Raw genomic sequence first — 17,244 nt, 5'->3', positions numbered from 1 at the left:
TTTTTATGGGGAAACAGATTAATGTTGCGTTAATTGGAAACCCAAATACTGGTAAGACCTCGGTTTTTAATCAGCTTACCGGCCTTAATCAACAAGTAGGGAACTACCCGGGAATTACTGTAGAAAAGAAGGAGGGAATCTGTAAATTACCACGCGGATTGAAGGCGCATATCCTGGATTTACCCGGCACCTACAGTTTAAACGCTTCTTCTTTAGATGAGAATGTCGTTATAGAACTTCTACTCAATAAAAACGATAAAGATTTTCCTGATGTTGCCGTAGTAGTGAGCGATGTGGAGAATTTGAAAAGAAATTTACTGCTCTTTACACAAATTAAGGATCTAGAAATTCCTACCATTCTGGTTATCAATATGGCCGATAGAATGAAGCGCAAAGGAATCACACTGGATATTGATGTGCTCGAGGAAAAGCTAAATACCAAGATCGCTTTAGTAAGCGCCAGAAAGAATACCGGAATAGATGAGCTGAAGGAATTGATTTTGAATTATAAAAATCTATCTACCGAGCCATGTTTGCATGCATCTATCATGGATCCTGAATATTTTGGAAGATTACGAAAGGCATTTCCAAATCAGTCGCTATATAAATTATGGCTGGTAATTACCCAGGATGTCAATTTTGGAAATGTGAATAGGCATGCGCTGAACTCCACTACTAATTTTCACACCAAGAGTACAGGAGACCTTAAAAGGCTTCAGCAAAAAGAGACCATTTTAAGATACCAGTTCATAAACGGACTTTTAAAAGAAGGACTTAGCATAGACCTGAATTCAGCTACCGATCTTAGAATTAGATTTGATAGAATTCTAACCCACCGTGTTTGGGGATATCTCATCTTCTTTTTTATACTTCTCATTATTTTTCAGGCTATCTATAATTGGTCCAGTTATCCAATGGATTTTATAGATTCCACCTTCGCTTCATTAAGTGAATGGGCAAAAAATGTGATGCCCGTAGGACCTTTTACCAATTTAATTTCAGAAGGGATTATTCCCGGATTAGGGGGGATTGTAATTTTCATACCTCAAATTGCTTTTCTATTCCTCTTCATTTCTATTCTGGAAGAAAGCGGATACATGAGCCGGGTTGTTTTCCTTATGGATAGGATCATGCGAAGATTTGGCTTGAGCGGAAAAAGTGTTGTTCCCCTTGTTTCAGGTACAGCATGTGCTATTCCGGCTGTGATGGCAGCGAGAAATATCGAAAATTGGAAAGAGCGACTTATTACCATATTAGTAATTCCATTTACTACCTGCTCTGCCAGGCTCCCGGTATACCTGATCATTATTGCACTTGTTATTCCAGATGAAACCTATTTTGGCCTTAACCTGCAAGGACTAACATTAATGCTATTATATCTTATAGGTTTTGGAACCGCTATATTTTCAGCATGGATCCTTAATCAGGTATTAAAAATAAAATCGAAGAGTTATTTTGTAATAGAAATGCCAAATTACAAAGTCCCCTTAGTAAAGAATGTAGCAATAAATGTGATAGAAAAGACAAAATCTTTTGTCTTTGGCGCAGGGAAAATCATCCTGGCCATTTCTATAATTCTTTGGGTATTGGCAAGTTATGGCCCAGGAGAGAACTTTAGTAATGCTGAAGAAATTGTAAGTGCCCAGCATACACAAACCGTCAATTCTGAAACAGGACTTGAACAGGAGATCGCAGCTTATAAACTGAAGCACTCATATATTGGAATTATAGGCCGAGGGATCGAACCCGTAGTAACACCTTTGGGATACGACTGGAAAATTGGAATTGCCATTGTAAGCTCCTTTGCCGCGAGAGAGGTATTTGTAGGAACCTTAGCCACTATCTATAGTGTTGGTAACGATGAAGAGGAAACCATTAAAAATAGAATGGCTGCAGAGGTGAACCCTGTTCTGGGAGGGCCTTTATTTACATTTGCAAGTGGAGTTAGCTTACTGTTATTCTATGCCTTTGCCCTGCAATGCATGAGTACATTGGCCATCGTAAAAAAAGAAACCAACACTTGGAAATGGCCTATTTTACAATTAGTAATTATGAGTGGTTTTGCTTATGTGGTTGCCCTTATAGCATTTCAAGTATTAAAATAAGTAAGCACTCTAATATTAAATCGACTTAATCGATATGAATACATTACAAGAAATATTAGTATTTATCACCTTTTTGATGGCTATAGGATATATTATTACAAAATTTATCTGGAAGCCTGCCTTTTTGAATTTTAGCAAAAAAACAGATAAGGCCTGTGGTTCTTCCGATTGCGGTTGCCATTAAGAAACTTATTAAACCTTGATATTCTTAAGTTTAAAGCGGAGATAATATTCCTTCTCGCTCTCATTTACCGTTTCAACATTGGGAGACAGGTAAACTTCAGTAATCGACATGTTAAAATATTCTCCAAGTAGATGTAGCGGAGAAGATGTAAAACCTATTCCAGCGCCAAAAATTACGATCTCTTCAGCAGTTACGAGTTTTCCACAGTTTGTTATTTCTATTAGAATTTTAGCTTCCCCCGCCCATATACACGTCACATTCTGGGGACACCTGGAATCGGAAATCACCTCTTTAAATATTACTGCTGTGCTCTTCATTTGAAAGCCTTCCCCAGTCTTAAGCGATATTATATCCCCATCGCTATCTACTTGAGCATTTACTGAAAGCCCCAAAAGACACAACAATACTAGTACTATCTTCATAACATAGTTTTATTTAAAGACTTCTTTTCTTCCAACAAGTTGCAGATATTACCCCAAACCTACATCTAGGGTCATCATCAAAATAAATCCGCCTATAAAGCCCATAGTAGAAATATCGGTGAATTTATCCTGTTGAGATTCGGGCACGACTTCTTCCACTACCACAAATATCATTGCTCCGGCTGCAAAACATAAGGCATAAGGCAAAATAGGCTGAAACGTCATTACTGCCCAAGCACCTAAAACAGCAGCAAAAGGCTCTACTATAGCAGAGAGCTGCCCGTAATTGAAACTTTTCCATCTACTTAGCCCCTGTCTTCTTAAAGGCATAGCTACGGCAAAACCTTCGGGAAAATTTTGAAGTCCGATCCCTATTGCTAGCGCTACTGCACCTCCAATAGATGCTCCTTCAAATCCTGCTGCAACTCCACCAAAAAGAACCCCCACAGCAAGTCCTTCCGGGATATTATGTAAGGTGATTGCTAAAGTTAAAAGGACCGATTTGTGCCAGGGAGTTTTAATTCCTTCTTTTTCGGTTTCTTTGAAGTTAACATGTAAATGCGGTAATACTTTATCTAAAGCAAATATAAACAGCGCCCCCAGTGAAAAGCCCACAACTGCCGGTATCACCTTTACGAAGCCTTCCCCTTTGCTCATCTCTATTCCGGGAGCAAGTAAGCTCCAAAAACTGGCAGCCACCATCACTCCCCCTGTAAACCCAAGCATTCCATCAAAAAAGGCTCGATTCATCTTCTTAAAGAAGAATACTAAAGAGGCACCCAATGCTGTTACACCCCATGTAAACAAAGTAGCGTAAAATGCGGCTAAAATTGGGTCTATAGACCCCATATATTCTACAATATCCTTCATCTTAAATTAATTGTGTTTAATTATATAATAAATACTACTATCCTAAATTTTAACAACTGGACTTAACGTGCTTCCATAATAGAATAAAGAATTCATAGTCAATTACGAACTACCTATTTTTCAAAATTCCTATACCTATAACTTAATAAATATATTGGAAGCAGTTTTACTCGAAACTGTAACTTCATTTCCTTCAACCTCTATTTGAACCGATTGATCGAATTCCTCCTTATGTAATACCTTTATTTTTACACCCAGACTAATATTATTTTTATCCAGATATTGCAAAAAGGCCGGAGAAGAATCTCGCACCCCTACAAACACCCCTGATTCATCCACACCACATTCCAGCAATAAAACTTTATCGATCTTACTGAAATTTCCTTGCTCATCAGGTATTGGGTCTCCATGCGGGTCGGTCTTAGGATAACCTAAAAATTCATCAAGCTTATCGATCAACTTTTCAGATTCAATGTGCTCCAGCTGTTCCGCAATTTCATGGACCTCATCCCAGGAAAAATCCAGTTTTTCTACTAAAAAACATTCCCATAATCGATGTTTTCTAATCACGTTCACAGCATGGGACCTCCCCAGCGCACTTAGCTTTACACCTTGATACTTCTTATAAACACATAACTTTTTCTCTGATAACCTCTTTATCATATCGGTTGAAGAAGAAGCCTTTGTATCCATAGACTCTGCCACGGCATTTGTAGGAACTCCTTTAACATGTAATTTCTCAAGATGAAAAATAGCTTTTAAGTAATTCTCTTCTGAAAATGTGATCATAATGATTTTTAATTAGAACAAAAATACAATTTTAATTGAAACAACAATTCTTTTTTAGACTAATCTAAAAATATTATTTACATTTGCCAAAAATATAGTTATGAAAGTCTTTATTATCGTTTTCTCCTTACTAACCACATGGGCTAGCGCACAAACAATTGAAGTATCAGGCCAAGTAACCTCTAACGGGAAATCAGTTGCATTTGCGAATATCTATTTAGAGAAAACGAATATAGGAACAACATCTAATGAAGACGGCAACTATCAATTAAACATTCCTTTAGGGCATCACGAGCTAATTGTACAGGCTATTGGTTTTAAGCAAGTTAAAAAACATTTAGATGCGCTTTTCAGTGAAAACATTCAACTGGATCTTCAACTGGAAGAAGATGTTCTTGGCCTCAATCAAGTTGTAGTTTCTGCCAGCCGAACCGGACAAATTAGACAAACTGCTCCTGTTATAGTATCGGTTACTACTGCTAAAGATTTTGATGCTACACAGTCTATAAGCTTAAGCGAAGGTTTAAACTTCCAACCTGGATTGAGAATGGAAACGAACTGCCAAAATTGTGGATTTTCGCAAGTGAGAATGAATGGTCTGGACGGTGCTTACTCCCAAATACTCATTGATAGCAGGCCAGTATTTAGTGCGCTGAACGGGGTTTACGGTTTGGATCAAATTCCTGCTAACTCCATTGAACGTGTAGAAGTAGTTAGAGGGGGTGGCTCTGCCCTTTACGGAAGTAATGCTATTGCCGGAACAATTAATATCATTACAAAAGAACCTATAGAGAATATTTTTGAAGTGGCATCAAACCTTGCCCTAGTTGATGGAACTTCTACAGATCAAGCCCTTACTTTAAATGGTACTATTTTAAGTGAAGATTATTCGGCTGGTCTAAGCGTGTCGGGAATGTACCGGAATAGAAATCCCTTTGATGCCAATGGCGATGGCTTTACCGAGATCACCAAAATTGATAATAAAACCATCGGCCTAAAAACTTTTTACAAACCTGGAAACCAAAATAAAATAACATTAGATTTCCATGCTACTAACGAATTTAGACGTGGAGGTAACAACCTATCTCTTCTCCCTTTTGAAGCCGATATTACTGAACAAATAACTAGTAATGTTGTGGGAGGTGGAATAAGCTACGAAGCATACACCGCAAACAAAGACATAAAGTACTCCGTATATACAACCGCACAGCTTTCAAAAAACGATAATTTTTATGGAGGAAAGGGCGATACACTAGAGGAGAGTTTACAAGGTTACGGAAAAACTAAAGATAACACCTATGTTGCCGGAGGGCAGATTTCTATTAACCAGAAAAAATTCCTTGGAAATACAGGAATTTTTACCACTGGTACGGAATTCAAACACAGTGAAATGAGCGATGAAAAGCCGGGCTATAATGCATACATCCATCAGGTTTTAAATATCTTTGGGATATATGCTCAAGAGGAGTGGCAAGCCACCGAAAAACTCAAAGTATTAGGTGGGTTACGCGCCGATATTCACAATATTGCTGAAGAGAAAGTGGTGCTTAACCCACGACTTAATATTTTATACAGTTTAAATGATAATCTTCAATTTAGAACAAGTTATGCTAAAGGCTTTAGAGCTCCACAAGTATTTACTGAAGATATTCATGCACGAATAGCTGCAGGTGAGGTAAGCCTGGTTCAAATCCCGGATAACCTCAAATCGGAGACCTCCCATAGTTTTTTAATTTCAGCAGATTGGAATAAAACCACCTTAGATGAAAATTATCGATTTAGTTTAGAAGCATTTTACACCCGGCTAAATAACCCCTTCATCTTGGAAAGAACTTCGGCTACCATTTTTGAAAAACGCAATGGAACGGGAGCTAATGTACAGGGTATAAATATGGATGCTGTGTATGCGCCAAATCAGGATTGGATCCTGCAGGTGGGCGGAACTTTACAAAAAGCCTTATATGACAAACCTGTAAGCTATAGTGATGATCCCAGTGTTTCCTTGAAAAATGCGCGCAATTTTTTTAAATCTCCTAATATCTATGGGAATTTTATTCTTACCTATGCCCCAATTAAAGCCTGGCAAAATAATTTATCGGGTGTTTACACAGGACGTATGTATGTGCCGCACTTAGCTGGATATATAGAAAAAGATGTGTTAGAAAAAAGTCCTGACTTCTTTGAACTCAACTTTAAAACCGCTTATACTTTTAGTATTTCCAGCGATTTTCAATTGGAAATAAATAGCGGAATTCAAAATATCTTCAACAGCTATCAGAGTGATTTTGATCGTGGTGTGAATAGGGATGCTACCTATGTTTATGGTCCCTCAAGACCTCGTTCTTTTTACATAGGTTTAAAATTCGGAAATAAACTGCTTTAAAGCAGGGTCTACAAACCTCTTTCTTTCTGAATTTGCTCATATGCTTCCTGCACCTTGGTAAATTTTTCCTGGGCACCTTTCTGGTAAGCTTCATCCATATGCTGAAGTTTATCGGGATGATATTTTTTAGCCATGGTTCTAAAAGCTTTTTTCACTTCGGCATCGGTAGCCGATTTATCGATTTCAAGAATTTTATAGGCATTATCAGCCGATTTGAAGAACATAGCTTTAATACTCTCAAAATCCCTGTTAGTAAGCTTTAAATATCGCGCTATCTCCGAAAGGCTGCCCAATTCAGAATCAGAAATATTCCCATCAGCCTGAGCGATGCTGAATAAAAAATGTAGAATTTGAAGTCGCACCTCATATCTTGTACGTTGTTGAAGATAGAGTCCTATTCGCTGGGCCGATATTTCGCGTTTCTTAATAACCTCATTAAACGTTCTAAATGTAGCATTAGCTCTTTCCTTGCCATAAGATTGTACAAAATAAGCACGCACATAATCTAATTCAGTTTGAGACACCTTTCCATCGGCTTTTATAACAATGGAGGCCAGCGAAAGTAAATTAAGCTCAAAATCTCCAGGAGAGACCCTGCTTTCTTCGGCTCCAAAAACAGTTTTAAATCCGCCTGAAGACCTGTTCCAGTTATCTATAAGAGTACCAACAATAAACCCAAGAATAGCTCCGGGGTATCTCATAAAAGCGTAGCCCAAAACGGCCAGTATCCATTTAAACATTCAAAAAACCTTCTAATTAAAGGGTAAAGATAGCATTTTGAAAAAGTTTAAAATGCTATCCTCTTTATAAAGTTAAGCGGAAGTAAAACAATAAATTGAAACTATGAATTGATAAGAAGATGCGATAAGTTTAGGTAAACTTAATTCAGTATCTTTGCAGCAAAATAAATGTTTAATAAAAACTCAATATATGTATCCAGCAGAATTAGTAAAACCTATGAGAGAAGACCTTACTAATATTGGTTTTCAGGAATTACACACTGAGGCAGATGTAGATGCGGCAATGGAAAAAGAAGGAACAACTTTAGTTGTTGTTAATTCAGTTTGTGGTTGTGCAGCAGCAAATGCACGTCCCGGGGCTAGAATTTCTTTACAAAACGCAAAAACTCCGGATAACCTGGTAACTGTTTTTGCAGGAGTAGACAGAGAAGCAACCGATAAGGCGAGAGGATTTATGATTCCTTTCCCTCCATCTTCTCCTTGTATGGCTCTTTTTAAAGACGGAGAATTAGTTCATATGCTAGAGCGTCATCACATTGAAGGACGTCCGGCTGAAATGATCGCAGAAAATCTTACTGCCGCTTATAACGAATTTTGCTAATCAGATTTTAGCAATCAGTTTAAAAGCCGATTCATATGAATCGGCTTTTTTATTTTTAACAATGAAGGAATAGTTATAATTAGTAAATAACAGGAAATTGGATTACGTTTAGATTATATGTAATATTCCCACAAAAATGTATTTTTGCGATATTCAATATTTGAGATGAAAAAACTAATCGCTTATCCGCTTACTATTCTTTTTGCTTTACTATTTTTTCCATGTCTTTTAATTTTTCATGCTATTCAATGGATTTCACTTAAACTAGGCGGGTATGAAGCACATAAAAAATCGGTTGATGTTTTTAACCTTGCCATTATGCGCTGCCTGAACGTTTTGGGAACAACATTCAGTTTTGATAACACACATAATATTCCGGCTGATAGACCATGTATTTTTGTTGCGAACCATCAGGGAATGTTCGATATCCCTCCACTTATCTGGTATTTAAGGAAACATCATCCAAAATTTATAAGCAAAATAGAATTAGGCAAGGGAATCCCCGGGATATCCTTCAATTTGAGGCATGGCGGCGCGGCATTAATCGATAGGAAAAACCCTAAACAGGCAATTGCTACTCTGGCAGCATTTGCAAAAGATTTAAATAACACCGGGCACTCTGCCGTTATCTTCCCGGAAGGAACCCGAAGCCGTAACGGGCAACCTAAAAAATTCGCCGTAAGCGGACTCCAATTAATGATCAAAAAAATGCCTGATGCGCTCATTGTACCTGTCACCATCAACAATTCATGGAAATTGTTTAGATATGGCACTTTTCCTTTGGATGTTGGCGTTCATTTAAAAGTGAAGGTTCACGAGCCAATTACAAACACAGGGGAGGGCACTGAAGTTCTTATTGAAAAAGTAGAGCGAATTATTACTGAAGATATTATTTAGGTCATTAAATCGATTCTAATTCATTTTATAATAAAATACAAATGCTCCAAGAAGAGGTTATCCAAAATACCATACGTTTCGTAAAAGATACTTTGAAAGATGCTGAAGGAGGGCATGATTGGTTTCATATCCAAAGAGTTTTGAATAATGCAGAGTTGATAGCGGCCTCTGAGGAAGTAAATATGTTTATTGTGAAGCTGGGTGCTTTACTTCATGACATTGCCGATTCTAAATTTCACGATGGAGATGAATACATAGGGCCAGAAACAGCTCGAAGTTTCCTGTTACAACAAGAAGTTTCGGAAGAAGTTATTATGCACGTTATCCATATTATTGAGAACATATCCTTTAAAGGCGGTAAGGAAGCTCAAAAATTCAAATCGCCTGAACTTAATGTTATTCAGGATGCCGATAGATTGGATGCTCTTGGAGCAATAGGCATTGCCAGAGCTTTTAATTACGGGGGATTTAAAGGCAGAGGCCTCTATGACCCGGCAATTAAACCTAACCTTCATATGACCAAAGAGGAATATAAAACTTCCTCTGCTCCTACCCTTAATCATTTCTACGAGAAATTACTTCTATTAAAAGATAGAATGAATACCGAGACAGGTAAAGCTCTTGCTATAAAAAGAAGCAGTTATATGAATTCTTTCCTAGATCAGTTTTATGATGAATGGAACGGTAAATCATAATGCCAAAAAAGGTGCAACTACTATAGTAATTGCACCTTTTTTAAAATTGTTACTTTTCTACATTAAAACCATGCACTCCAAGGAATCCTTGAAAGCACACATAATAGCGCGAGCGTATAAAATATAGCCAGCATTTTGAACTTAGATTTAGAGGTCAGCTTTTTCTTATGTTTTGAGTAACCAATTGTCACAAAAACAATAGCAAGAATCATCACCATTGGATGCTCTACATTATACAATCTCAAAATAGGATCCTGCATAACACCTTTCATTCCCACTTCACTAAACATTTTGAAATAAGGAGTTGTAAAATATAATACGATACCAATTAATAACTGGATATGCGTGGTTATTAAGGTGAATAAAGAAATCCTGAAATTATTGGCGGTATATTCCTTATTACTAATAAAACCAATAATAGCACTTATTGATGCGATAGCTAACATGATTACCACTAAATACGCCCAGTAAGAGTGTATAAATTGAACTGTTTGATACATAATTAAAGTATTGTAAATATTATTAGATGCTAACTATTCCCATTTATTTTCTGCTGGAGTACCACCCCAAATTAATGTTGCAATATATGGATTATCTATAAAAGGGTTTCTATTTCCCTGAGCCGAATAAATAACATTATTTCTTTGAATTTCAAATGCAGAAACAGGATCCTCTTTATTCCATTTAAGGAAGATATCTAAATTTCCAACCTTGCTAAATTCCTCTCCATAACGAACATTTAAATATAAAACCATTCTCGCAACATCCCCTTTCCACTCATCTCCTGGAAACCATTTGGAACCATCTATTAAAGCATAGCCTCCACTTCCGTCGGTATACGGATAATTACTTCTTAATGAATTGATATCAGCATCAGCAGAACGCAAATGGTGAAGATCTGATACCGCCAGATCTGATGCTAACTTAGACTGCGGATAGATATGCTCTGTATTAAAGGTTTGAGGAGAATAAGAGTTCGAACCCGAAGTATATTCTTTCCAATATCTACTTTGCCCCGTGTACATTAAAATCACATTATCTACATTATCTAAATCCTGATCAGCATTATATAAGAACTCATGTCTTTGTCCGTAAGAAAGAATAGTGGTATGATTTACGGAAGTATGAGCCGAAACAAATTTAAAATTGAGATCTGCACTTGTAGTAATGGCAAGATCAGCATAATATTCTTGAAGTTCAGAAGGAATATTAAATGCAACTGGATCCAAAACATTTACTGTTACAGTAGCTGCAGAACAGGTGGCTTCTTCATCATCATCACATAATGTATAAGTAAATGTATCAACACCTTGAAAACCGTCTTTTGGTGTGTAGGTAACACTACCATCATTATTTAAAACCACCGTTCCAGTAGATTCGGAATCATCAACAGATGAAATTGTAGCTTCATCGGAGATATCATCGTTAGCGGCTAGATCACTTATATTAACCTCTACCGAAACAACCGTGTTCACGGTATCATCTTCAGCAGTTGGAAATCCGGCATCAGTTACAGTTACCGTTACGGTAGCCGACGAGCAGTTCTCATCAAGATCACATAAACTATAAGAAAAGGTATCCTCACCGGTAAAATTCTTAGCAGGCACATACGTATAGGTCCCATTTCTATTATCGGTAATACTAGCTCCATTTTGCGAGGAAACATCAATAGAAGTTATTCGAGAACCAGTTACTACAACATCATTACTTAATAGGTTTGATATGATTAACTCTTCATCCTCAATAGTTGATGAAGCATCATTTACTGCCTTTGGTTTTTCTGAGGTAGTAGGAGGGGTTGGATCTGGGGTTGACGGGGTATCTTCTTTACTACAAGAAAGTACAAGAAGACTTAAAATACATATTAAAAACTTTTTCATAAGGTAAATTTCTAGCAGAACTGCCAATTCATATTTTCAGTTTGCAAATATCTTAAATTTCAGTTGATTATAACAAAAGAAAAACCCCTAATCCAGTTTGGAAAAGGGGTTTGTTCAATATTATAGGTTTCTCTTAGTTAAGTATCCAAGAACCACCTTCTTTAATAACACTTATAACTTCAGTTGTATTTGAACCGTTATAAACATCATAAGTAATTACATATTTCTGACCTTCTTCAGCATTCGGATTGATGTTATCTAATACAGCATTTACAGCCTCAAGGATCATTGCATCACTCCAGTAAGCAGTATTACTTGATCTACGATCAAAGTTTCCATATCTACCCGCGCTACTTGCAGGGGTTGGATAAGCATCTGCAAATTGAGTTCCAATATAAGCGAAATCTGTTCCAGAAAGAGTGTATCTAATGGTATTATCTGGAATCCAAGTTCCATCAATATTACCAAATTGAAGAGTCTGAGCAACAGTATTGTTGTAAGGCTCAAATGCTTCACCATTCCAACTGAAATACTTTACATAGCTATAGGTAGCGTTATCTTCTGTACTACCATCTCCATCAACATCTTGTACATCTTTAGTATACAACTTATAAAGAACCGACACTAAATCTCCCGCTTCAAAAGTTCTGTACTTATACTTTTCCTTTAAGAAAATAGGCAGTTTTTGATTAGCTTCATCTGCACTTGAGAAGTTAGGGTAAGATTCCCCAGTAGCAATATACTCAGCGTCTGTTAAACCTTCAATTAACATAAATTCTCCATTTACATAAAGAAAACCGTTGTTAAGAGTTTTTGCTTGACCATCATAATACTTGTATGTCAAAGAAACTAACGTTCTGTTTGCCAAGTTTGGAAACTTTTTGTTCAATAGAGCATAGATCTGACTTTCATCATCAAAATTATCATATTGCGCAGTTTCAGGATTTGAATCGTAATCTTCAGTAGTTACAGTATAAACTATTAAGCTTTTTTCTGTAGACTGAGGAGCGTAGATATCAAAAGTTAAATTCGCCTGAGATTCTGCACCGTAATATGGATAGTTATCTTCTAAGAAAGCAGGTAACAAATTCTTTGCATCCTCTACTGAATTAAAGTTTGGAAAACTCAATCCAAGATCAGAATAATCATCTGAAGTTAGTGTATACTCTATATTACCAACAGCAAGGCTATTATCAAGCTTATTGTTGATGTCATCATGAATTTCCTCCATTGGCTCACAACTTGTTAGAGCTAAACCAAGGAAAATCGCTAAATAATAAATTGTCTTATTCATATCTAATTTTTTTTAGAATTTAATTTTAGCACCAACGGTATAAGTTCTACCAAACCCGTACCACACAGATGCAGAATTAGCATCGTAGCTAGATCCATCTTGAGCATCTGAAATATATTCAGTATCCAACACATTAAATACGTTAGCATTAATGGTCGCATCAAAAGATCCAAAACTAAAACCGTGTGTTAAACCAAGGTCTATTAAACCATAATCTGGAGCTTCCCATGGATCAGGAAGACCTTCTACAGTTCTATCTGTTGGTTCAAAATCTGCAAAGTATCTATCAAAGTAAGTATAATCCGCTCTTACAAAAGTCTTCTCAAACACCTGATAGTTTAAACCTAAAGCAGCAGTAGTTTGAGCAGCATCTCCCACAGGAGTGTCTTCTATAATTACGTTAATTGGACTATCTGGATTCAAAATATTTTGATCCTGATCATATAAGAATACGTTATCAACATTGTTGTTCCATTTCCAATCTCCAAGTGATATCATACCAGTTAAAGTTAACTTATCCGTAGCTCTGTAGTCTACATCAATTTCAAGACCTTGGTGAAGAGCATCTACTCCCAAGATATTAGCGAAAAACTGTTCTCCATCTTGATCTCTGAAAGACTGAACAAAAGTTCTATCCTGCCAAAGTGTTCTGTATACATTCACATTAGCTCTAAAATTAGCTGTTCTGAAACCATATCCAAGTTCTGCACTAAAAATCTTTTGATTTTCTGCATCTTCATTTATATCATTTTGGAAGTTTTGGAAAACTGCTCCGAAAAAAGGTGCCTTTTCAAAATACCCAACATTAGCAAAAATGTTGTGACTATTATCTATGTTGTAGTTAAGACCTCCTTTTGCACTATAACCAAAGAAATTTTGGTAATCTGTTTCCTGCTCTGGATCACTATCTAAATAGTTAAAATAATCAACTCTTTTATAGGAAGTATTAGAAGCTGATAAAGATATAAATGCAGAAAGGTCATCTTTAGAGTATTCAGCTTGAGTAAACACACCTTCCCATAGTACAACTCCATCGTTGTAATAGTTAATTTTATCCCCTACTCTTGCAAGATTTACAGGGTCGTTCTCATTACTGTCATCTGCCCAATACTGACCTCCTAAAAGATCCTTTACCTCTTGGAAGTGTTTTCCTTTATAATATCTCAAATCAATACCTCCCACAAGGTCGATATCTTCAGTAATCTCTGTAGACAACGTAGATAATACCCCATACCAGTTATGGTCGTTTCTAGAATTGTAAAGAATAGTTCCAGATCCATCAGCACCGTTAGCTGCATTTTCATCAACAACTCTATCTAAATCTAATGGCTGATAATCTGCTGATCTGTAAGGAGAATTTACATTTCTCAAGTTAGCAGATCCTGAGTAACCACCACCTCCACCAGTTCCGAAAGAAACATAAGCAGCAGTGGATAAGCTTGTTTTGTCTGAAATATTCCAGTAGTGATTTAGAGATATTTGCGGTTTGTGGTAGAAATTGTCTTGTACATTAACCACTTGCCCATTCTTGTAACCCCAGTCTCCATTGAATTTGATACCTCTATCACTAGTCTGGTAATCTTCTATAGAGTAACGTGTTTCACGTTGACCGTGGCGCTGTGGCGCTCCAAAAGCAGTTAACGATAAAGTATGGTTTTCATTAAACTCTTTTGAAATATTTAAAAAATAGTTATAACCTTCAAATTGAAGACCATCAGCAAAACGTTCTCCAGATGTTTTAGAAGCCGATACTGTAGCAGCCCATCCATTTTCACTTATTCCTGTAGAAACAGTAGCTCCAAATTTTTGAAGACCATCGTTACCAGTAGAAGCTATTACACTTCCACCCATTTCAGCATCAGTAGATTTAGAAACTATGTTAACAGTTCCTCCAATAGAGGGAACCGCAACTTTTGAAGCACCTAAACCTCTTTGAACTTGCATGGTTCTTGTAACATCAGAAAGACCTGCCCAGTTACTCCAATATACACGACCGTTTTCCATATCGTTTACTGGAACACCGTTAATCATAACAGCAATATTCTCTGAGTTAAAACCTCTTAATCTTAATTCAGCATCTCCAAACCCACCTCCAGATTTAGTCGCATAAACACCAGGAGTGGTTTTAAGAATTTCAGGGTACTCTTGGTTTCCCAATTTAGTGTCAATCTTCTCTGCACTAATTGTAGAAACAGCAACAGGAGTTTTACGATCTATTGCAAGAGAAAAACTAGTTACTACAATCTCATCCAATGCATTTGCATCTGGTGTCAAGTTGATCTGACCTAATTTTTTTACTTCGCCATTCGTTACAGAGAACGCTAAAGTTTGTTTTGTAAATCCAATAAAACTGATTTCGATAGTTCCGGTTGCACTTTGAACATTAAGTGAAAAATTTCCGTCAAAATCGGTAGTAGTCCCGGTGTTGGTGCCCACAACCATCACTGTTGCGCCAGGTAATGGAGCATTCATGTCGGAATCCATTACCGTACCGGTAAGTGTTCCTTGAGCAAAAATTGTAGCAGTTGTTAAAAACAATGCTAGAGCTAATAATTTCCTCATGCTTTAATTTGTTTGAGTTTTGTTTATAATTCACGGCAAAAGAAGTGAAATAACCAACACCCTAGTTTAACACAATGTTAAGGTTTCAGGTTTTAACAATTTCACCAAAACAAACTTAGCACAATTACACAAGCCCTTGAAAACAAAGAGTTTAAAACTACTAACAATTAATTAACAATACCGAAATGTTTAATTTAAATAGGAATTTAAGAGATTTTTGGTAGAACTGTCATGAGATTGAACGTCAGTTTGTTGAATTTCAGACAATATTTTGGACGCTAATTGCTTTCCTAACTCCACACCCCATTGATCGTAACTATAAATATTCCAGATAACCCCTTGCACGAATATTTTATGTTCGTACATCGCAACCAATTTCCCAAGACTTTTGGGAGTAAGACGTTTTATTAACATTGAAGTGGTAGGATTGTTTCCCTTGAAGATCTTGAATGGAAGCAATGATGCTATTTCTTCTTCAGATAGATCTCCATTCTCTAATTCCTTACGAACCTCTTCTGAAGTTTTGCCTTTTAAAAGAGCCTCGGTTTGTGCGAAATAATTAGCCATTAATTTATCATGATGGTCGTTATCTCCAAATAAAGATTCCTTGAAACCAATAAAATCGGCAGGAATTAATTTAGTTCCTTGATGAATTAGCTGGAAAAATGCATGCTGAGAATTGGTTCCCGGCTCACCCCAAATAATATTACCAGTTTGGTAATTTACTTCCTCCCCATTCCTATCAACGCTTTTTCCATTACTCTCCATGATTGCCTGTTGCAAGTAAGATGGGAGTTTCTGCAAATATTGCGTATAAGGGATTACTGCTTCACTTTCAGCATTAAAGAAATTGTTATACCAAATACTCAATAAAGCAAGCTGCACAGGAATGTTTTTCCTAAAATCTTCATTTCTAAAATGAAGATCCATAGCATGAGCTCCTTCTAGCAATTCATTGAATTGATTAAATCCTACCGCCAAGCTTACCGAAAGACCTACTGCACTCCATAGAGAAAATCTCCCTCCAACCCAATCCCACATGGGGAAGATATTTTCAGAAGCAATACCAAATTCTTCCACTTTAGTAAGATTGGTTGAAACAGCAACAAAATGAGAAGCTACTGCATTGGCAGGAGCCGTCTTATTGAACCAGTTTCTTGCTGTATTTGCATTGGATAAGGTTTCCTGGGTGGTAAAGGTTTTAGATACCACCACGAATAATGTAGTTTCCGGATGTAGATCTTTCAGGGTTTGATGTACATGATCTCCATCGACATTTGAAATATAATGAACATTTAAATGATTCTTATAGAATTTTAAAGCCTCTGTAATCATTGCCGGACCAAGATCTGAGCCACCAATCCCTATATTCACAACATCGGTAAAGGCTTTTCCGGTATAACCTTTCTTGGCTCCATTTATAATCGCTTCAGAAAATTCCTGCATTTTCTTTTTAGCCTGATAGACCTCTGGCATCACATTATTCTCTTCAACCAAAACCTTATCATCTTCACGCCCCCTTAAAGCTGTATGAAGCACTGGTCTGTTTTCAGTTCTATTAATCACCTCTCCATTAAAATAGGAAGCAGTAGCCTCTTCTAGTCCACATTCATGAGCCAGATCAAGAAGAAGAGTTTGTGTTTCCTCATTAATTCTATTCTTACTGAAATCTACATAAAAGTCCTCCCAATCAATCGTAAAATCTTTGGCTCTCTCAGTATTTTCCTCAAAGAGATCTTTCATTTGAGAAGATTTCATCTTTTCAAAATGAGCGGTCAATTTTTTCCAAGATGTGGTGTGAGTAGGATTGATATTCTTCATG

The 17,244-nt window shown here is 36.8% G+C and carries 14 protein-coding genes; 5 read left to right on the top strand and 9 right to left on the bottom strand.

What is annotated here, in order from left to right:
- The first annotated feature begins 5 nt into the window (after positions 1-5).
- Positions 6-2,105: a ferrous iron transport protein B gene (feoB, locus tag L1I30_RS03700; RefSeq protein WP_236132901.1), complete on the top strand. Its 2,100-nt coding sequence runs from the start codon at positions 6-8 to the stop codon at positions 2,103-2,105.
- A gap of 192 nt (positions 2,106-2,297) precedes the next feature.
- On the opposite strand, the gene L1I30_RS03695 is transcribed toward feoB, so the two are convergent.
- From L1I30_RS03695 to L1I30_RS03685, 3 genes are all read right to left on the bottom strand, one after another.
- Positions 2,298-2,711, bottom strand: coding sequence for a hypothetical protein (locus tag L1I30_RS03695; RefSeq protein WP_236132900.1), 414 nt, complete (start codon positions 2,709-2,711; stop codon positions 2,298-2,300).
- Between the two features lie 48 nt (positions 2,712-2,759).
- Complete coding sequence (locus L1I30_RS03690) at positions 2,760-3,581, bottom strand: ZIP family metal transporter (RefSeq protein WP_236132899.1); 822 nt, start codon at positions 3,579-3,581, stop codon at positions 2,760-2,762.
- Between the two features lie 135 nt (positions 3,582-3,716).
- Positions 3,717-4,370: a metal-dependent transcriptional regulator gene (locus tag L1I30_RS03685; RefSeq protein WP_236132898.1), complete on the bottom strand. Its 654-nt coding sequence runs from the start codon at positions 4,368-4,370 to the stop codon at positions 3,717-3,719.
- Positions 4,371-4,470: 100 nt separating this feature from the next.
- On the opposite strand from L1I30_RS03685, the gene L1I30_RS03680 reads away from it, so the two are divergent.
- Positions 4,471-6,753, top strand: a complete 2,283-nt coding sequence (locus tag L1I30_RS03680; RefSeq protein WP_236132897.1) for a TonB-dependent receptor — start codon at positions 4,471-4,473, stop codon at positions 6,751-6,753.
- 8 nt (positions 6,754-6,761) lie between these two features.
- Here L1I30_RS03680 and L1I30_RS03675 read toward each other — a convergent pair whose 3' ends face one another.
- Complete coding sequence (locus L1I30_RS03675) at positions 6,762-7,493, bottom strand: TerB family tellurite resistance protein (protein ID WP_236132896.1); 732 nt, start codon at positions 7,491-7,493, stop codon at positions 6,762-6,764.
- 190 nt (positions 7,494-7,683) lie between these two features.
- Here L1I30_RS03675 and L1I30_RS03670 point away from each other — a divergent pair, with 190 nt between their 5' ends.
- The 3 genes from L1I30_RS03670 (at position 7,684) to L1I30_RS03660 (ending at position 9,686) form a co-directional block, all read left to right on the top strand.
- A complete protein-coding gene (locus tag L1I30_RS03670; RefSeq protein WP_236132895.1) occupies positions 7,684-8,094 on the top strand; it encodes a BrxA/BrxB family bacilliredoxin in 411 nt (136 codons plus the stop codon).
- 165 nt (positions 8,095-8,259) lie between these two features.
- Positions 8,260-8,991: a lysophospholipid acyltransferase family protein gene (locus L1I30_RS03665; RefSeq protein WP_236132894.1), complete on the top strand. Its 732-nt coding sequence runs from the start codon at positions 8,260-8,262 to the stop codon at positions 8,989-8,991.
- A 41-nt stretch (positions 8,992-9,032) separates the two neighbouring features.
- A complete protein-coding gene (locus L1I30_RS03660) occupies positions 9,033-9,686 on the top strand; it encodes an HD domain-containing protein (protein ID WP_236132893.1) in 654 nt (217 codons plus the stop codon).
- 62 nt (positions 9,687-9,748) lie between these two features.
- Here L1I30_RS03660 and L1I30_RS03655 read toward each other — a convergent pair whose 3' ends face one another.
- The 5 genes from L1I30_RS03655 to pgi all read right to left on the bottom strand — a co-directional run bounded on the left by L1I30_RS03655 (position 9,749) and on the right by pgi (position 17,243).
- Positions 9,749-10,186, bottom strand: coding sequence for a hypothetical protein (locus tag L1I30_RS03655; RefSeq protein WP_236132892.1), 438 nt, complete (start codon positions 10,184-10,186; stop codon positions 9,749-9,751).
- Positions 10,187-10,219: 33 nt separating this feature from the next.
- Entirely contained in the window at positions 10,220-11,566 is a 1,347-nt protein-coding gene (locus L1I30_RS03650) for an endonuclease (RefSeq protein ID WP_236132891.1), read from the bottom strand.
- Between the two features lie 133 nt (positions 11,567-11,699).
- Positions 11,700-12,860, bottom strand: coding sequence for a hypothetical protein (locus L1I30_RS03645; protein WP_236132890.1), 1,161 nt, complete (start codon positions 12,858-12,860; stop codon positions 11,700-11,702).
- Between the two features lie 12 nt (positions 12,861-12,872).
- Positions 12,873-15,422 carry a TonB-dependent receptor gene (locus L1I30_RS03640; RefSeq protein WP_236132889.1) on the bottom strand — a complete coding sequence of 850 codons (2,550 nt, stop codon included), beginning with the start codon at positions 15,420-15,422 and terminating at the stop codon, positions 12,873-12,875.
- 189 nt (positions 15,423-15,611) lie between these two features.
- A complete protein-coding gene (gene pgi, locus L1I30_RS03635) occupies positions 15,612-17,243 on the bottom strand; it encodes a glucose-6-phosphate isomerase (protein ID WP_236132888.1) in 1,632 nt (543 codons plus the stop codon).
- Between the last annotated feature and the right edge of the window lies 1 nt (position 17,244).

The sequence above is a fragment of the Gillisia lutea genome (assembly GCF_021568705.1).
Classification (GTDB): Bacteria; Bacteroidota; Bacteroidia; order Flavobacteriales; family Flavobacteriaceae; genus Gillisia; species Gillisia lutea.
Note: the sequence above shows the minus strand (reverse complement) of the source record. Positions and strands in the feature narration are given on the sequence as shown.

What these genes read in the sequence shown, in the direction of transcription:
- L1I30_RS03690 (WP_236132899.1), bottom strand. Translation starts at nt 3,581, where the DNA reads ATGAAGGATATTGTAGAATATATGGGGTCTATAGACCCAATTTTAGCC.
- L1I30_RS03680 (WP_236132897.1), top strand. Translation starts at nt 4,471, where the DNA reads ATGAAAGTCTTTATTATCGTTTTCTCCTTACTAACCACATGGGCTAGC.
- L1I30_RS03675 (WP_236132896.1), bottom strand. Translation starts at nt 7,493, where the DNA reads ATGTTTAAATGGATACTGGCCGTTTTGGGCTACGCTTTTATGAGATAC.
- L1I30_RS03645 (WP_236132890.1), bottom strand. Translation starts at nt 12,860, where the DNA reads ATGAATAAGACAATTTATTATTTAGCGATTTTCCTTGGTTTAGCTCTA.
- feoB (WP_236132901.1), top strand. Translation starts at nt 6, where the DNA reads ATGGGGAAACAGATTAATGTTGCGTTAATTGGAAACCCAAATACTGGT.
- L1I30_RS03665 (WP_236132894.1), top strand. Translation starts at nt 8,260, where the DNA reads ATGAAAAAACTAATCGCTTATCCGCTTACTATTCTTTTTGCTTTACTA.
- L1I30_RS03695 (WP_236132900.1), bottom strand. Translation starts at nt 2,711, where the DNA reads ATGAAGATAGTACTAGTATTGTTGTGTCTTTTGGGGCTTTCAGTAAAT.
- L1I30_RS03650 (WP_236132891.1), bottom strand. Translation starts at nt 11,566, where the DNA reads ATGAAAAAGTTTTTAATATGTATTTTAAGTCTTCTTGTACTTTCTTGT.
- L1I30_RS03685 (WP_236132898.1), bottom strand. Translation starts at nt 4,370, where the DNA reads ATGATCACATTTTCAGAAGAGAATTACTTAAAAGCTATTTTTCATCTT.
- L1I30_RS03640 (WP_236132889.1), bottom strand. Translation starts at nt 15,422, where the DNA reads ATGAGGAAATTATTAGCTCTAGCATTGTTTTTAACAACTGCTACAATT.
- L1I30_RS03660 (WP_236132893.1), top strand. Translation starts at nt 9,033, where the DNA reads ATGCTCCAAGAAGAGGTTATCCAAAATACCATACGTTTCGTAAAAGAT.
- L1I30_RS03670 (WP_236132895.1), top strand. Translation starts at nt 7,684, where the DNA reads ATGTATCCAGCAGAATTAGTAAAACCTATGAGAGAAGACCTTACTAAT.
- L1I30_RS03655 (WP_236132892.1), bottom strand. Translation starts at nt 10,186, where the DNA reads ATGTATCAAACAGTTCAATTTATACACTCTTACTGGGCGTATTTAGTG.
- pgi (WP_236132888.1), bottom strand. Translation starts at nt 17,243, where the DNA reads ATGAAGAATATCAATCCTACTCACACCACATCTTGGAAAAAATTGACC.